An 18,624-nucleotide genomic window follows, 5' to 3' on the forward strand; every position below is an offset into this window, starting at 1 on the left:
GAATTATATAGTTATATAGTACTAAGTGGTTTTTTTACACTATAGGGGGAAGGGTCTTGCAAAAAATCATTATTATTTTACTTGCTCTACAATTACTGTTAATTCCAACGCTTTCATATGCTGCAGAGATGACAGAAAAAACACCGGTAATTGAAAAGAGGATAAGTGCTAGCATAATAGAGGGAACAGTTCAAAAGTCAATAACTCAAGATATTAATTATTCGGATCCCCGATATTATCCGCTAGTCTCAAAAGGAAGTTTGGCAAGTGTTTTAACGGACAGTTATGGGGGAACACAAGAAATCTACTATATAGACTTATATGAGATTTCTCAAGAAAGAATGGAGTTAGAACTGCTATATCTATCAGAGTATAAAGATCAAAAAGATAGTGTATTAACCATTGAATTCTTCCTTGAAAATGATTCATTGCTGGAATATATGGGCAGCACAGACTTGCATACGGATGGTTATGATGGAGCGTATTTTCAAATACCGCTATTGAAAAATATAGACCAGCAATACATCTACATGCTTGTAGGTACATCACAGAGTGTAAGTGATCCAGTATATTCGAGTGTTTCAACATTTAAAGTACTTAATCCATTTTATGTTGAAGGAAATCCTTCTGCTGAAAATTTTGTACTTATTAGTAACGAATCTACTGATGCGGAAACAACTGAATCTACTGGTACATTTAGCTTTATTGAACAGACAAAGAATATCGAAATGAACCCAAGTTTAGACCAGAGTACCTATCAAATGGATATGAACTTACCATTTGATATTCCAAAAACAAAAGATAAGTTAGTTAATCAAAGTCAATTCTTTGCAGCACAGACTTTTTTAGTGGGGGACTACAAAAAATTCTGGGTGACAAACTTAAGTGATGACAGTAACTATCAAATAGATGCGCGTCTAGCATACAATGGCTCAAAATCACAGGTTTGGGTACATCAAGGTGAAATTACAGATGCGGACGCTGCGAAATTAGGCAAAGAATTTGATGAACGTATTTATGATTCTGTTACAAGCCACTTTGCGCCAGAATCAGATGTAGATCGAAATGGAAAAGTAAATATTTTAGTCTTTGATATTCAAGATGGTTACAATGGATATGGCGGTTACACAGGAGGATACTTCTGGGGTGGAGACTTATATAGTTCCAGCTATGTTTATAGTTCAAACCAGTCAGAAATCTTCTATATTGATACATACCCAACTATGGGCGAAAAAAACGCAAGTAAGGATGTAACAAGAGCATATGGGACCATCGCTCATGAATTCCAACATATGGTGAATTTTAACCGAAATGTGTTAATTGAGGGAAGTACAAGTAATATGCCTTCATGGATGAATGAAGGATTGTCTGAAGCGGCCAATCAAATTTATCAAGGGCAAGGCTTATGGGGGCGATTATATTATTATAATCAATCTACTACAATCCAAAATGGACACTCACTCTTAAAGTGGGGGGATAATGGTGATAGTTTAGCAAACTATTCGTTATCTTATTTGTTTATGCAATATTTAAAAATACAAGCAAATCAAGGTGAAGCGATTTTTAAAGAGATTTTGGAAGACCGTAATAATGATTATCAAGCAATTGAAAACGTAGCAAGAAAGTATATTGATCCTACGATTACGTTTGGAGAATTAATGACCAACTTTAGAATGGCATTGTTCCTTAATGAACCAACAGGATTATATGGATTTGGTGGAGATCCTTTCTTCGAAGACCTGAAACAGAGAATCTATACAGGCGGTCCAACTAATCTTCGTGGTGGAGGAGCAATCGTTTTTGCTAGTGATTCCGAAACGGTTCCTGCTAATAAGGGAGCAAATATCACTTATCGATTTATAAAAAATCAAAGTGATGAAGGTGGCTCATCTGATGTAACCCCTCCACACAGTCCAAATGTTATTCCGATTAGTAACCTTGATACTACAATTACAGGGATAGCAGAACCTTCATCTACAGTTTATGCAAAGGTTGGGACAACTGAAATTGGACGAACTTCGAGTGACACTAAAGGACAATTTACAATATCTATTTCAGTTCAAGAAGCGGGAACAATTGTTGAGGTATATGCTGAGGACGCAGCAGGAAATGTGAGTGAACCAAGCCTACTTACAGTCTATGATGTAATAGCTCCTGAGTCCCCAATTGTAAATGAAGTAACAGATAAAGACACTGCTGTGACTGGACGTGCAGAAGCAGGAGCTACTATTCGAGTTATATACAATAACTCAATTATAGGAACAGATAAAGCTAATTCAAGCGGAACTTTCACTGTTGCAATTCCTCAACAACAAGCGGGAAATGCACTATGGGTATCAGCTCTTGATAACAACGGAAATCAAAGTAATGCTACTTTGGTTATTGTAAAAGGAACTGTAAGTGTTACAAAACCTGAGGTGTTTGAGATAACAGATCAAGACAATACAGTTACTGGAAAGGCTGATCCAGGTGTAACCCTACAAGTAGATGCAAACGGGTTATATCTAACAACTGGATATGCAGAAATAGACGGAACCTTTTCAATCCCAATTCCTGTTCCGATGGCAGGGACGGAAATAACTGTTACTGCATTCGATAGCAAAGGAAATAGTAGTGAACCGACGACTGTTTATGTAAAGGATGTTACCACTCCAGGAAAACCAGTGGTACATGAAGTAACAGATCAAGATTCGATTATTTCTGGGGAGGCTGAACCAGGCTCAACAGTTGAAGTGAGAGTAAATGGTGCAATCATAGGACAAGATGTGGTCTCATCAATGGGCATATTTTCATTTTATATACCTTCTCAAGTAGCAGGGACAAACTTACGTGTTACCGCTACAGATGAGGCGGGAAATGTTAGTGAGGCAGTAAATGTCGTTGTAAAAGATATTACAGCCCCAGAAAAACCGGTTGTAAATGATGTAACAGATCAAGAAAAGACTGTTACTGGGTTTGCTGAAGCGGGCTCTGAAGTAGAAGTAAGAGTTAATGGTACAACCATAGGAAGTGGACAAACTAGCTTAAATGGCAGCTTTACAATAACCATTCCTATTCAAAAAGCAGGAGTTACCCTGTCAATCACATCTATAGATGCGGCTGATAACCGAAGTGAAGTAACAACTGTTCTTGTAAAAGACGCTACTCCTCCAGTTAATCCTGTTGTGCAAGAAGTAACAGAGGAAAGCACTACAGTTAACGGACAAGCAGAAGTAGGTTCAACAATTGAAGTAAGTGTAACAGGTAATGTAATTGGTACCGGTAAAGCAGGCACAGATGGAAACTTCAGTGTAACAATCTTAAGTCAACCAGCAGGGACAGTGTTAGCGGTAACTGCTAAAGACACAGTTGGAAATGTAAGTGAAAGCACTCACGTTACAGTTAAAAATGTGAACAAGGCTGGTTGGGCACTAGAAAATAATAAATGGTATTTCTATGACGGAACTACTGGAGTAAAAAAAGTTGGCTGGTTGTTGGATGCGGGCACCTGGTATTATCTAGATAAAGATGGGGCAATGAAAACAGGATGGTTCCAGGAAGGGACTACCTGGTATTACCTAGCAAAATCAGGAGCTATGCAAAAAGGCTGGGTTACAGTTAGTGGCCAATGGTACTATATGAATGCTAGTGGAAAGATGCAAACAGGTTGGAATCAAAGTGCAGGGAAATGGTATTACTTAAGTAACAGTGGAGAAATGAAGACAGGCTGGGTTACAGTTGGAGGTTACTGGTATTATATGAATGGTAGCGGTGAGATGCAGACTGGCTGGCTAAAACAAGGTTCTTCCTGGTACTATTTAACAAGCTCTGGAACTATGAAAACTGGATGGCTACAGCTTGGAAGCACATGGTATTACATGGATAAAAATGGGGTAATGAAAACCAATTGGGTTTTAATAGGTAACAAATGGTATTTCTTTAACTCAAGTGGTGTTTGGATTCAATAATAGTTGACGGTATTCTCTAAGGAGGATACCGTTTTTTTTAGCAGATAGAAAAGTATAAAATTCTTTCCTATCTGCATAAGTGCAACTACGGCTCTGCTGTCCACTAAAGGCTCGGCAATCGCCGAGTTTTCTAAAATGATAAGAAAGCATAAAAATTTCAACCGAGTTGTCGGTGTCTAGCTCCAGCGCCTAGCCCCTCGAGGTCTCTTCACCCCTCCTGCGGCGGCAACACTAAGGAATGCTTCGTGAGCATAAGCCTCGCAGAAAAATTGCTTTAGCAATTTTTAGAGCCTCCTCGTCAGGGTTCCGACGCACAGGACGTGCTAGTGCCGGCGTTGCCACAGGACGTGGCGGCTTTTAGTCGATGTTCCTTTTTCCAAGGCGCTTGCGCTTTTCTAATACGACTGCAGCAACATTATAAAAAAAGAAACCTGACTCCGAAAAGTCAGGTTTCTAATCAAAAATTAGTAATTAGTTTTTCCAAACGCCGTCTGCACCAATAATATATCCACCAATTTTAGTGTTTGCAGCCATTTTACCGTTTGAATATAGGTAGTACCAATTACCGCCAATTAATTGCCAGCCAGTTTTCATAGCACCGTTTGAGCCTAGGTAATACCAAGCGTCAGTGTAGATCCAGCCAGTTTTCATTGCGCCGCTAGGAGCTAAATAATACCATGTATTACCTGATAATGCCCAACCAGTTTTCATAGCACCGTTTGCACCTAGTAGATACCAAGTACCATTAACATCTACCCAACCAGTGCTCATGTATCCGTCTTTAGTAAAGTAATACCAAGTATTACCGTCTAGAGTCCAACCAGTTTTCATAGCTCCATCTTTACTAAGTAGGTACCATGTTTTACCTTGTTGTAACCAGCCAGTTTGCATAAGACCGCTAGAATTTAGGAAATACCATTTTCCATTGTCTTTCTGCCAGCCAGTTAGCATTTGACCGTCGGCATTAAATAAATAATAACCTTTGTCATATACCCAACCAGTTTTTAGGCTTCCATCATTGGTAATGTAATACCATTTACCGTTAATTAGGTTCCATCCTGTTTTTGAATACATAGAACCGTCTGTTTTGAAAATATAAGCTTTGTTACCAATCTTTTGGTTACCAGTCACCATAGCACCAGTTTTAGGTGTTAAATAATATTTTCCACCTTTGTAAGTAAGCCAGCCTTCATGCATATGTCCACTACCAGGAGTTAAATAATAGTAGCTTCCATTCCAAAACCAGCCTTCATACATAGCGCCATCTTGTTTAGGGTCAAGGTAATACCATTTCCCTCCATCAAGTAACCATCCTACATAATGTGTGCCTGCAAAATCGGTTATATAATGCCACTCTTTTTCATCAGACAGCTTCCAACCTGTATTACTTACTGTTAAAGTAACCTCAGATTCATTACTATTTTCATCATATACAAAACCATGTAATGTATCAGCTAAGTGATTTTGGAATAAATAACGAAGCTCTCCAACAGTTACTAAATAGTCTAAATCAGCATCTTCTAAGCCAAATTCATCTGCTAACTCGTCTTTAGCAGTTTCAGGTAGCTCTCCATATAACACTTGCAATTTCGCAGAATCAAGAGTAGCTTTTCCATCAACAAATGTGATGTCAGTTAATTCGCGATTTAAATAGGAATCTTTTGTGAAAATAGAAGCTTTTGTTGCAGTTTCAGAGTATAACTCAACTGCAGTAACCTTTGTAAAGTCTTCAAGCTCTAACATATTCCATGAGAATACATTGTCTGATCCTACTAAATCGATATTCCCGTTACTAGTTACTAATGTAATTTTATCAAGAGTAACTAGTTCGCCATCTGGAATTGATGGTGCATAATCTTGTGTTAGTGTGAATGTAAGTTCTTCTGAACTACCATTCTCGTAATTTACTGTTACAGCAGCATCTACTGTATTTCCAACTGGATATAACAATTGACGAAGGTTGCTGATTGCTACACCGTCTGATCCTTTGTCATAATCGCCAAGTAATTCACTAACTTCAAACTCGACTTTATTAGTCTCAATTTGTACTTCTTTCTCTAAAACGATACCGCTTAAAGTACCAAAATTAAAATAGACTGAAGTTGCGCCTTCAGCTGGAGTAACGGAAATCTTTTCAAGTTTCTCGCTCTCATCAATTGCATGTTCAGTAACAAATTGATCTACATCTAATAAGTAATGATTATTTGCATCACTTTCAACTATGTATTCTTCGCCACCGACTGTAACAGAGATTGTGTTAAGTGTACTTGCACTTGCCTTGCTCACTTGTGGTGTAACAAGTGTCATGAGAAGAGCAAAAACTGTAAAAATAATACCAAGATGTTTCTTCAAAAAATGTTCCCCCCTGTTTATATGATTATAGGAAAAATATAGTAATCTATTTTACTAGATTACTATAATTATTCTATCCTCTACTATTCTACAAAAAAATACATATTATTACAAAGTATTTTACAAAAATTTTCAAATTTCGTAGGAAAAATATCCTATTTGACTTTCACTAATTGAGATAGCTCTTTGCCTTATCAAGTAGAGCATTTCGACGGGATTCTTTTGCGCTCTCATATGCTTCTTTAAACGGCTTTGCTTCCTTTGCTTCAAAACCGTTCTCAACTAGTTCATCAATGAGAGTTTTGTATAGGTAAGTAAAAGCTTCATCCGTTTTTAATTCTAGCGCAGTTCCCGCACGAGAATACTTAGCGTAAAAGTAGAGATATGAGATACTCTCTCCATTTTTCTTTTTAGTTGTATACTCTTCAGCAGCATATGAAACTAATGAATTTATCTTACTATTTGCTTGATCTTCAAGTGCTAAAAAGGAAGGCTTATACTTATCAGTAATTGATTTAGAAGTTATTGTTTTTTCTTTCACCGTTTCACTGGAATTGGTGTTTTGCTTACTCTCTTGACTTTGTGTACTTTTCTTTGTAGCAGTAGAGCTAGTTTGTGTTACTGCTTCTTTTGATTTTGTGTCACTAGAATCATCGCTACTATCTTCAGGAACAGCTTCTTCAGTTCCTTCTGTCTCAGGAGCTGTAGCTGATTCTTCTTCAGAAGCAATAGCTGTTTCATCCGATGGTAGTATCAATTCGTACTCACTTGTGACCATTTCCTCAACATTTTCATCTGCTGTATCATATTCTTTTATTTCCAACAAATAATAAATGACTCCAGCAGTACCTAAAAGGACAACTGCTAACCCAATAAGTATCCACTTTTTCATGTTGTTCTTCCTCAACTTTCGACAATAAATTTATTCGTTTTTAATAGTAACATAATTCCAGTAGATTAAAAGATTTTTATTTATGGAATAAAAATCCAGTACAATAAGACCTAAGAACTATACTGTAAAAGATAATTAAAATTTCGTCCAAGATTAATAGACAATACTATACATGTTTCGCTATATTTTAATGTATAAGATTTATAGTTTAGTATTATTTTAGTTTAGGTAAAAAGGAGGACGAAAGTGAGGAAACGAATATCTATACTTTTAGTTACTTTTACCCTGTTGTTTTCTACGATTCCATTAGAAGGGGCCTATGCTGCGACGCAAACGGGTTGGAAGTATCAAAATGGACAGTGGTATTATCTAACAGCAACAGGAAGCACAGCTAAAGGCTGGGTACTTGATAAAAATACCTGGTATTATCTAAATAAAAATGGTGTTATGCAGACAGGCTGGCTTCTTGATGGGAACAGCTGGTATTACCTGACTAAAAGCGGGGCGATGGCAACAGGTTGGGTTTTGGATAATGGTAATTGGTATTACATGCACAGTAATGGTGTAATGGCAACGGGATGGGTCCTCTACCAAGGGAAATGGTATTTTCTAGAAAAAAGTGGAAAAATGCGAACGGGGTGGTTATTAGATAAGAACAAATGGTATTACCTTGCTCGGGATGGATCCATGCAGACAGGTTGGTTTACAGATCAAAATAGTACCTATTACTTAACATCAAGTGGTGTGATGGTAACAGGGTGGCTATTAGAAAAGAACAACTGGTATTTCTTTAATTCAAGTGGTTCAATGAAAACGGGTTGGTTGCAATTAGGCATTAATCACTATTATTTAAACCATGATGGTGTTATGCAAACAGGCTGGTTAACATTAGATGACCATATGTATTATTTTGATAATAGCGGGGCAAGAATTACTGGAACTGTGTTGCTTGATGGAAAACCGTATGTGTTCTCAAACGAAGGAATCTTGACGGATGAAAAAGTTACTGGGTGGTTTCCTTATAAAGATAAACTTTATTACTTTGACAAAAATCAAGAAATGGTAACGGGCTTGCAACTTATTGAAGAGAACCTATACTATTTTGATAGTAATGGTAGTATGCAGACAGGATTTATTACTGTTGACGGAAATCTCTATTACTTTGATGAAAATGGAGCAGCAGTAACAGGCTGGCATGAAGAAGCAGGAAACCTCTACTATTTTTCAAACGAAGGAACTGCTTATAAAGGATGGTATACAGAGGGAGAATACACGTACTATTTTGGAAGTAACGGTGTAGCTATTAAAGGATGGTATACAGAAGGTGAGCATCTTTACTATTTTGACAAAAATGGTAGGTCAGCAAAAGGCTGGTTAGAAATTAATGGAGAATTCTATTATTTTGATTTGAATGGAATTGCTGTAAAAGGCTGGTACCAAGATGGATACAATCTCTCTTATTTTGATAGTAATGGAGCAGCGGTACGTGGCTGGTTTACAGAGGGTGAAGATTTTTACTACTTTGGAGGTAACGGCATTGCACTCAAAGGTTGGCAAGAAATAGATGGAAACCTTTATTTCTTTGAAGAAAATGGAATAGCAGTAAAAGCTGGCTGGTACCAAGATGGAGGAAATCTCTCTTATTTTGATAGTAACGGAGTAGCGGTAAGTGGATGGTTTACAGAGGATGATGATCTTTATTACTTTGGAAGTAATGGTATTGCACTAAAAGGCTGGCAAGAAATAGACGGAAATCTTTATTTCTTTGAAGAAAATGGAATAGCAGTAAAAGCTGGCTGGTATCAAGACGGAGAGAATCTATCCTATTTTGATAGCAACGGGGCAGCAGTACGCGGGTGGCATACAGAAGGAGAAAACCTATACTACTTTTCTAATACTGGTGTTGCTGTAAAAGGCTGGCAAACAATAGATAATGAGCTTTATCTTTTCAATGAAAATGGGATAGCTGTAAAGGGCTGGTATCAGGATGGAGATAAACTCTATTACTTTTTGAGCAATGGAGCAGCTGCAAAAGGCTTTTATAAATACGGTAATAATACTTATTTTTTCAATGATAGCCGAGTCGCAGTAAAAGGCTGGCTACAAATTGAAAATAAGCGTTATTATTTTAATCAAAGTGGAATTATGATCACTGGTTGGCATTTGGATAAAGAAATTAATAAATGGTATTTCTTTAATTCAGAGGGAGTCATGCAAACCGGTTGGGTTACAGATGCAGGCTTCAAGTATTTCTTAAATAATGATGGCATCATGCAAACTGGCTGGGTACTTTATAATAATAATTGGTACTACTTCAATTATAGTGGGGCTATGATCACAGGTTGGTATGAGGAATACGGTAAAAAATATTATTTAAAAAATGATGGTGTAATGGCAATAGGTGAGCTTGAAATAGATGGTACGATCTATTATTTCAATAATAGTGGTGCATTAATCACCGAGCCTATTATAACGTATACGAATTACAGTTATACACTTCAAGACATGTTATCGATTCAGTTTACCCTAGATCCACCACCACAAACAGACAAATATAAAAATGATAAGTCGTATGTTCACGGTGAGTATCTTGCGATTGATAAAGACAATCCAAAGAAGGCTGTAGTAACGACAACTAAGCTTAATGTACGTGAAGGACCTGCTACAACCTACCGAATTGTCGGGTCATACAAATTAAATGCAACTGTAGAGATAGTGGCTCAAAGTGGTGACTGGTACGAGGTAAAGTATGGTACTTGGAAAAATGCTACTACTGAGGATGCTGTATATTACATCAATCCAAACAACTTCCAGCAGAAGGATAGCTCATATTACCAATTTTTAAAGCTATCACAGCTCGCTGGCATTAGTAAAGATGATATCAATTCGAAAATTCTTTACAATAAAGGAATTCTTAAGAATCATGGGGAAAGCTTCGTTACAGCTGCTAAAGAATTCAAAGTTAATGAAATCTATTTATTATCGCATGCACTACTTGAGACAGGGAACGGTACCTCTGCCTTAGCAAATGGTGTTTTAGTATCAAGTGTAGCTGGGAAGCCAGTTGAACCTAGAGTTGTATATAATATGTATGGCTATGGAGCTAAGGATTCATGTCCATTAACCTGTGGCTCTGAAAAAGCATATGAATTGGGCTGGTTTAGTCCAGAAGAAGCCATTATAGGCGGAGCAAGGGTGATAGCTCAAGATTACATTCATAACTCAACCTATAAACAGGATACGCTGTATAAAATGAGATGGAATCCGGGCAACCCTGGTAAACATCAGTATGCAACTGATATGGGCTGGGCTGTTAAACAGGTTACTACTATTAGTAATCTCTACAGCCTCCTTGACAAAGGTTCGTACACGTTATTTTATGATGTACCATTGTATAAGTAAGAATAAAAACCTTCATCAGTTGATGAAGGTTTTTTTGAGCTTCAAAAAAAGTATTTGAAAAATAAATAAAGTATTGGAAAATAGTGTTTTTGAAGAAATAGCTGCAAACTAATTTACAAAGGATATTCTAGTTGATAAGATATAACCGCGTTCAGAAAATGAATATATCGAATACAGTAGGTGTTAATATGTACTCTTGGTTTAAAGTTCTTGAAGTAATAAATAAACAACCTAATTTGAGTCAAAAGAAAATAGGAGAGTTATCTGGCATCTCATCAGGTAAAGTCAACTTAGTCATAAATCAACTCATAAAGGAAGGCTATTTAGTAAGTGAGAAAAGCGGCCGGAATATGAATTACTTTTTAACAGACCGTGGTGTGGAATTCTTCAAACAAGGAATTGAAGAATATCAGCAAAAAAAGGTGAATATCCATTCCAAGCCAAAAAAAGAGATAAAAGAAGCAGTCATACTGGCAGCAGGTCAAACTAAGGAGTTTGATCGACCCGTAAGCTTGTTGGAATTAGGTGATATTACTCTTTTAAAAAGGCATCTTCGTATCTTAAAAGAGAACGGTATTGAAAAAATTGTAATTGTAACTGGTTATAAAAAAGAAGCATTTGATTTCCTTGAGGAAATGGATGGCGTCTATGTTACGGAAAATAATAGATTTAAATGGACTGGTTCAATGGCATCTTTAGCATGTGCCTACGAACATATCTCAGATGATTTTCTATTAATTGAACATGATGTATTAACAGAAGAGAATACATTTAAGCAATTAATTGATTTTCCTCAAAGAGATTGTATTCTTCTCACAAAAGAGAGCGGTTCTGGAGATGAAGCTTTTGTTGAATTAAGAAATGGATATTTATATAAAATCTCTAAGGACATCCATCAATTTAACCGCATTGATGGAGAAATAGTTGGGATTAGTAAGCTCTCTTACGAAGTTTTTACGAAAATGCTACAAGAGTATGAGAATAACAAAAACCCATACTTGAATTACGAGTACCTATTATTAGACGTTGCCAGACAATATGACATCGGTCACATCCGAATAAACGATTTAGTGTGGGCTGAAATAGATACGATGGAGCATTTTAATCATGTTAAGAATGTCGTTTATCCACGCTTAAAACGTAAAGAGGCAGAGTTTAAAAAGAATTTCATTCAAGAGTTAGTGGCCGATGCCTTACGGGTTACTAAAGACGAAATTGGCAGTATCGAACCATTTGGTGGAATGACGAATAAGAACTTTAAAGTAATCCTCATGAATGGAAATCAATACGTGCTTAGAATACCTGGTGCAGGTACAGAGCAGATGATTAACCGTTATGAAGAAAAAATAAATTCATATATAGCAAGTGCAATAGGGATAGACGCAGCATTAGTTTATTTTAATGAAGATACTGGTGTGAAGATTTCCGAATTAATATCAAATGCTGAAACATTAAACCCTAAAACTGCAAAACGTGAGGATAATATGAAACTCACAGCAGGAGTTCTGCGAACCTTGCATCAATCCCACCTGAAAATGGAGAATGATTTTGATATCATGGCAAAAATAGAGCAGTATGAAAAGATAGCAAGGGATGTTAACGGACAATTTTATCCAGATTATGCAGATGTAAAGAAACGGGTTATTGAGGTCAGGCAACTACATGAGAAAATAAATGTTGAATATGTACCATGTCATAACGATACAGTTCCAGAAAACTTCGTGAAAAGTGGAGAAAATCAAATCTACCTAATTGACTGGGAGTACAGTGGTTCGAACGACCCAATGTGGGATTTGGCTGCCCATTCTTTAGAGTGCGGTTTTAGCGAAGAGGATGAGGAGTTGTTTTTATCTCATTACTTTGAAAAAGAAGAAATAACGAACGAACTGAAAGATAGGGTTTTAATTAATAAAATCTTCCAGGATTTTTTATGGAGTACTTGGACAATTATTAAGGAAGCCAAAGGTGACAGCTTTGGAAGCTATGGGATTGAACGATATACTCGTGCGAAGAAAAATATTGAGTTGCTATTAGCACGCTAAAAAAACTAGACCCAAAAAACAAAGAAATAATATACACAATTATAACGTTAGTCAGGAGATAAACATATGAAAGCAATCTTATTGGCAGCAGGCATGGGAACAAGGCTACGTCCACTAACGTTATCCACTCCTAAGTCATTGGTAGAAGTGAATAACAAGCCATTGCTTGAAACACAAATCGAGTATTTACAGGAAATTGGCGTTGAAGAAATCATTGTTGTAACAGGTTATTTAAAAGAGAAGTTTACGTACCTAATCGAGAAATACGGAGTAACACTTGTTCATAATGATAAATTTGATCAATTCAATAATATATACACAATGTATCTTGTTCGAAAGTATTTAGAAGATACTTACGTTATTGATGCTGATAATTACTTATCGAGAAACTTTCTGTTAAAAGCACCAAAAACATCTCTTTATTTCAGTGCAAAAAAACAATTCGTAAATGAATGGGTTATTCAGTTTGATGACGAACAAAAGATTCACGATATAGTGGTAGCGGATAAAGGTGATAATTATATTCTTTGTGGTGTCTCTTATTGGTCCAAACGAGATGGGGAGATCATTTCAAAGCATTTAGAGGAAACAATCGAAAAAGGGAACTTTGAAAATCTGTATTGGGACGATATAGTAAAGGACCATCTACCAGAATTAGACGTCTATCTTCATAAAATCCATGAAAGTGATAGCTATGAAATAGATTCTCTTGAAGATTTAGAAAAGGTAAGAAAAGTAGTAATGGTTTAAAAAACAAGAAAACCTGTATCCTCTTTTTAGTTGGATATAGGTTTTCTCTAGTTTATTCGGATTTATATATTGTGGCTAAGGCTCTCTTGTGTTTTCCTTACTTAAAGCATTGCCCCGTCATTACCTAGCTTATAGCCTTCTATTGTTGTATTTTTGGCCATTACACCGTTTGAGTAGAAATAGTACCATTTACCGTCTATTTGTTCCCAACCAGTTTCCATTCCACCCCAGTCGGCTAAGTAGTACCAAGAACCACCATATGATAACCACCCTGTCTTCATACCGTTATTGGTCATGTAGTACCAAAAGCCACGGTCATATATCCATCCAGTCTGCAGTTTCCCGTTAGAGGCAAAGTAGTACCATGCATCATCAACTTTAAGCCACTTTTTAGAAGCCATTACCCCAGTTTTCTGTAAATAATACCAACCGTTGTCATATACCCAACCGGTTTTCATTCCATTATCAGTCATATAGTACCATTGACCTGAACTGTATAACCAGCCGTTTTGTAAATCACCGCTTGTACTAAAGTAATACCATGTTCCTTTAATGTCTCTCCAACCTGTTGCCATTGCCCCAAATAGGTTTGGATCTAAGTAATACCAATTTCCTTCCTTGTACCATCCATTTACAGGTGCTCCATTAGTGTTATATAGATACCAAGTTCCATCATACACTACCCATCCCTTAGGAGGTTGACCAGAATAGAGGTCATCTTCTAAATACCACAATTGCATCCCTTTTTCTTTCAAATATGGGAGTATCTCGGTTGCTTTTGGATTTAATGGATTATGTTCTAAAGTCACACCTAAAATACTGTTCATGTAAAGTAAAGGCTCAACTGATGAAACTTTGTTATTATCAATCGAAAAATACTCCAGTTTCGGCAAGCTAACTAAAGGTTTAATAGTAGTAATTTGGTTATCACTTAAATAAATTTCGAGTAGTTCTTTTAAATTTGCTAAAGGACTCAGATTGGTTACCTGGTTTTCATCGAGATCTAAAAATTGTAATTTCGTCAGTTTAGAAAGGGGAGCAAGATTTGAAATAGAATTCCCCATTGCGTATAAATCGGTTAAATTAGATAGATTTTGGACAGGTGTAATATCTGATATTGAGTTAAAGCTAATATCAAGATCATATAAATTCGTTAATTTTTCAATGCCTTTTAAACTAGTGATTTTATTCTCATATACCCATAATACCTCTAGTTTCGTTAAGTTAGTTAATGGTGTAAGGTCTGAGATGTTATTATTATCTAACTCTAGCTCTGTAAGATTTTTGGCATACTCTAATCCTTTAAGAGAGGTGATTCCCCGAGATGTTGAGTAAGATCGACTTCTCAATGAGGTTAATTGAAGCAGATCTTCTTCGGTAAGTGCTCTGTCTTGGATGCCTAATCTTTCTTTAACAAGTGCTTCTAGTGCAGGGTCCTCAAAAAAAGATGAATTCGCAGTAGAGATAGTATCCTCACCTTCTGCATTCGTTTGCCCTACAAAGGGAATTAAAAATAATGAAATGACTAGAAAACATATAAAATTAAACTTTCGCAACTCTAGTTCCTCCTTCAGTCTATTATATGAAGATTATACTATTGGAAGGTTTTGGATGGACAGAAAATGCAAATTTTATCGAAATTTGGGAATAAAGTACTAGAATGGTAGAACAGATCCGAAGGGATTTTTGGTAGAAAAGCTATATGTAATTTAAGTAGTAAGGTCATTCAATAAAATCAAATGTTTAGACATATGTGTAAACTCATGATAGGTTGAATACGAATGTCATTTCTTGCAAGATAATGATATAATGTGATGTATTACTTAAATGATTGTAGGTGGATGATTTTGACAAAGCGTATTAAGGTAATGACTATTTTTGGTACAAGACCAGAAGCAATCAAAATGGCTCCACTTGTTCTTGAATTGAACAAGTATCCAGATGAGATTGAATCAATTGTCACAGTAACTGCGCAGCATCGACAAATGTTAGATCAAGTATTGGAAATTTTCGATATAAAGCCGGATTATGATTTAAATATAATGCAGGACAGACAAACATTAACTGGGGTTACAACTCGTGCTTTAGAAGGGTTAGACCAAACAATGAAAGAGGTTAAGCCCGATTTAGTGCTTGTTCATGGCGATACGACAACAACCTTTGTTGCAAGCCTTGCAGCGTTCTACAATCAAATTGCCGTGGGACATGTAGAAGCAGGGTTACGTACGTGGAATAAGTATTCTCCATTCCCGGAGGAAGTGAATCGTCAAATAACAGGCGTTATTGCGGATCTTCACTTTTCACCAACTTCGACCTCACGTACGAACCTAATAGAAGAAAATAAAAAATCGGAAACTATTTTTATAACTGGGAACACAGCAATTGATGCTCTGAAAACAACAGTAACTCCAACTTATTCACATGAGGTGCTTGATAAAGTAGGAGAAGATCGTCTTATCTTAGTTACCGCGCATAGACGTGAGAACCTGGGTGAACCAATGCGTAACATGTTTAAAGCAATCAAGCGAATTGTAAATGAGCATGAAAATATTCAGGTGGTATACCCTGTTCACTTGAATCCGGTTGTAAGAGAGCTGGCAGATGAAGTTTTAGGAAATGATAACCGAATTCATTTAATTGAGCCTCTAGGTGTGTTAGATTTCCATAACTTTGCTTCTAGAGCGCATCTAATATTGACTGATTCTGGTGGTGTTCAAGAAGAGGCACCATCACTAGGAGTGCCGGTATTAGTATTACGCGATACTACTGAGAGACCTGAAGGTATTGAAGCGGGAACTCTAAAATTAGCAGGTACAGATGAAGAAACAATTTATTCATTAGCAAAAGAACTTCTTACAAACGAACAGGAATATGAGAAGATGGCAAAAGCATCAAATCCATACGGTGATGGTCTAGCTTCTGACAGAATTGTAAAAGCTATCTTATATCATTTTGGGAAAAGGGACCAGGCTCCAAAAAACTTTGAATAAAGACAAGATATACGTAACCTCTCATCAAAGATGAGAGGTTTTTTGTATTAAGAAAGGATATAAAGGTCCGACAAAGGACGTATTTAGAAACGAATAAATGAAGTGCGGATACTCCTCTAGGTTCTCGTTATTACAATGTTCGATCATCTGCGGGTTTTTCCTCTTAAGTAAAGATATTCCAACTCCACTATATAGACAGCAATACAATCCATTTTTATTGGACAGTTCCTATTTTTAGATCGTGCAAAGTAAATCCACTTACTCTATTTAAAATATAGATAATTATTCCTGTCTACAGCATTTTTATGTTTCTAAACTACTAAATTTGTAAATTTCTAGATGTTTATGTCGGAATTTATGATATTATATTCAATAGGTTAATAGAGTAGCTCATTAGCCCATTAACAAGGAAGAAGGGGTTGGAAAAAGTTTGATAAAGTTGTCGGTTCGTGGGATCCTCATGTGTTTAGTCGCTCTATTTCTTCTAAATCAACCTGTATCAGCAGACAGTGCAACTACCTATGTTGCTACTGATAAGCTGCCACTTTACAGAAGCTTTGAAGAACTATCAGATTATAATTTGCATTTGCCTCTATATAATCCCGGGTATACTAGATTAGCAGAGTTATATTTTGGTGATTCAGTTACCATACTCGAGGAGTATCGCTATGGTGTTAAAGTTAGAACATCAGCTGGTCAAGAAGGCTGGGTTCAAAAGGCTTATCTAAGTACAAATCCTGAAAGCATCACATGGTTAGTGAAATACGAGCGTGCTCTAAGAGAACAACCTAGCACTGGTGCTACACAAATTGGAATGATTCCTGACAAAACAAGAGTAAATGTCTTGGACTATGAATATGTAAAAACTGAACAATACAAAGATTGGTATAAAGTTCAAACTGCATCTGGACAAGTTGGTTGGATCTGGGGTGCCGCTTATATCGATGGTGACTGGTCTAACAGAGGTTATAACATCATTCGCTATGAATTCGATAAGAGTGGAATCGTTACAAATAATCTGTCTGTTTTTTCTCCTCTTGATTCAGTAGCAAATGTAACAGCTGGAGAACTAAATCGTTACATCGCTTCTAGAGATAGTGGAAAAACAACATTGATGACAAACAAGGGATCTAGCTTCGTAGAAGCTCAAAACATTACAGGGTTAAATGCCATCTATTTAATGGCTCACGCTGGTCATGAATCAAATTGGGGCAAATCTGCGATTGTTAGCTCTAAATATAATTATTACGGAATAGGCGCAATTGATTCAAAACCTGCTCAAGGTGCATATACCTTTGATACCCCAGAAGGTGGTATAAAGGCAGGCGCAATTTGGATTGCAAACAACTATATTATCAGGGCTTGGGATACGGATAGGGTCTATCCACTCTACCAATCAACACTTGATAATATGAAAAATGACAACGGCGGATGGCATCAATATGCGACAGATGAAGCCTGGGCTGTGAAAATTGCAGCATTTATACAGGACTTCTATAATTACACCTATCCAAACGGTTTTTCTTTGAAAAAAGGCTGGGTGCTAGATGGTAATGAATATTACTATTTTGATAACAACGGAAAAATGTTCCTTGGTTGGCTTCCGTGGAACGGCAAATGGTACTACCTGAAGCAAAACGGGTACATGGCAAAAGGCTGGCAATATGATAAAGGCGATTGGTATTATCTAAAGTCTGATGGTGCGATGCAAACTGGCTGGGTACTTGATAAAGGAAAATGGTACTACTTGTTAAACAGCGGAAAAATGGCTAAAAGCACATGGTTCTACTATGGTAATAAGTGGTATTACTTTAGTAAGAGTGGTGAAATGCAAACTGGTTGGCTTTTAGATAAAGGAAAATGGTACTTCTTTAATAAAGATGGAATCATGCAAACAGGCTGGGTTAATCAAAATGGAACCTGGTACTTCCTCACAAATGACGGTGCTATGTTAACTGGCTGGTTCTATTACGGTGGCAGCTGGTACTACTTAGCAAATAGCGGTGCGATGCAAACCGGTTGGGAGCTAATAGATAACAAATGGTACTACTTCTATTCGGGTGGAAATATGGCGAAAAATACCACCATTGATGGATATCGTCTAGGTAGTGACGGTGCGTGGATTAGATAAATCAATTTTAAAAGTGAGCCTCTTGCAGGTTCACTTTTTTTGGTTCTATAATATTTGTTGGGGTTCCTACACAATTAAAGGCATAAAAAATGCACGACATCAGCCAGTCTTTTATACT

General features: G+C 36.7%; 9 protein-coding genes. 6 read left to right on the forward strand and 3 right to left on the reverse strand.

Annotation, left to right across the window (positions count from 1 at the left end; translation table 11 throughout):
• Positions 1 to 56: 56 nt before the first annotated feature.
• A complete protein-coding gene (locus AB3M96_RS06115) occupies positions 57 to 3,947 on the forward strand; it encodes an Ig-like domain-containing protein (RefSeq protein WP_412966695.1) in 3,891 nt (1,296 codons plus the stop codon).
• A 471-nt stretch (positions 3,948 to 4,418) separates the two neighbouring features.
• On the opposite strand, the gene AB3M96_RS06120 is transcribed toward AB3M96_RS06115, so the two are convergent.
• Positions 4,419 to 6,299, reverse strand: a complete 1,881-nt coding sequence (locus tag AB3M96_RS06120; protein ID WP_412966696.1) for a cell wall-binding repeat-containing protein — start codon at positions 6,297 to 6,299, stop codon at positions 4,419 to 4,421.
• A gap of 169 nt (positions 6,300 to 6,468) precedes the next feature.
• A complete protein-coding gene (locus AB3M96_RS06125) occupies positions 6,469 to 7,191 on the reverse strand; it encodes a hypothetical protein (protein ID WP_412966697.1) in 723 nt (240 codons plus the stop codon).
• A gap of 246 nt (positions 7,192 to 7,437) precedes the next feature.
• Between AB3M96_RS06125 and AB3M96_RS06130 the strand changes: the two genes are divergently transcribed.
• The 3 genes from AB3M96_RS06130 (at position 7,438) to AB3M96_RS06140 (ending at position 13,385) form a co-directional block, all read left to right on the forward strand.
• The gene (locus AB3M96_RS06130; RefSeq protein WP_412966698.1) at positions 7,438 to 10,593 is read left to right on the forward strand and encodes a glucosaminidase domain-containing protein; all 3,156 of its coding nucleotides are present in this window, start codon (positions 7,438 to 7,440) and stop codon (positions 10,591 to 10,593) included.
• 188 nt (positions 10,594 to 10,781) lie between these two features.
• Positions 10,782 to 12,635 (forward strand): NTP transferase domain-containing protein, encoded by a 1,854-nt coding sequence (locus tag AB3M96_RS06135; RefSeq protein ID WP_412966713.1) that lies wholly within the window; start codon positions 10,782 to 10,784, stop codon positions 12,633 to 12,635.
• Between the two features lie 66 nt (positions 12,636 to 12,701).
• Complete coding sequence (locus AB3M96_RS06140; protein ID WP_412966699.1) at positions 12,702 to 13,385, forward strand: sugar phosphate nucleotidyltransferase; 684 nt, start codon at positions 12,702 to 12,704, stop codon at positions 13,383 to 13,385.
• Positions 13,386 to 13,486: 101 nt separating this feature from the next.
• Here AB3M96_RS06140 and AB3M96_RS06145 read toward each other — a convergent pair whose 3' ends face one another.
• Positions 13,487 to 14,941 (reverse strand): leucine-rich repeat domain-containing protein, encoded by a 1,455-nt coding sequence (locus AB3M96_RS06145; RefSeq protein ID WP_412966700.1) that lies wholly within the window; start codon positions 14,939 to 14,941, stop codon positions 13,487 to 13,489.
• A 291-nt stretch (positions 14,942 to 15,232) separates the two neighbouring features.
• Between AB3M96_RS06145 and wecB the strand changes: the two genes are divergently transcribed.
• Together wecB and AB3M96_RS06155 are read left to right on the forward strand one after the other, a co-directional pair.
• The gene (gene wecB / locus AB3M96_RS06150; RefSeq protein ID WP_412966701.1) at positions 15,233 to 16,375 is read left to right on the forward strand and encodes a non-hydrolyzing UDP-N-acetylglucosamine 2-epimerase; all 1,143 of its coding nucleotides are present in this window, start codon (positions 15,233 to 15,235) and stop codon (positions 16,373 to 16,375) included.
• Between the two features lie 439 nt (positions 16,376 to 16,814).
• Positions 16,815 to 18,506, forward strand: coding sequence for an SH3 domain-containing protein (locus AB3M96_RS06155; protein ID WP_412966702.1), 1,692 nt, complete (start codon positions 16,815 to 16,817; stop codon positions 18,504 to 18,506).
• Positions 18,507 to 18,624: the final 118 nt, after the last annotated feature.

Source organism: Ferdinandcohnia jepli, from assembly GCF_047246645.1.
Lineage (GTDB): Bacteria > Bacillota > Bacilli > Bacillales > Bacillaceae_L > Ferdinandcohnia.

Coding starts and splice junctions, on each gene's coding strand:
- AB3M96_RS06135 (WP_412966713.1), top strand. CDS start 10,782: ATGTACTCTTGGTTTAAAGTTCTTGAAGTAATAAATAAACAACCTAAT.
- AB3M96_RS06140 (WP_412966699.1), top strand. CDS start 12,702: ATGAAAGCAATCTTATTGGCAGCAGGCATGGGAACAAGGCTACGTCCA.
- AB3M96_RS06125 (WP_412966697.1), bottom strand. CDS start 7,191: ATGAAAAAGTGGATACTTATTGGGTTAGCAGTTGTCCTTTTAGGTACT.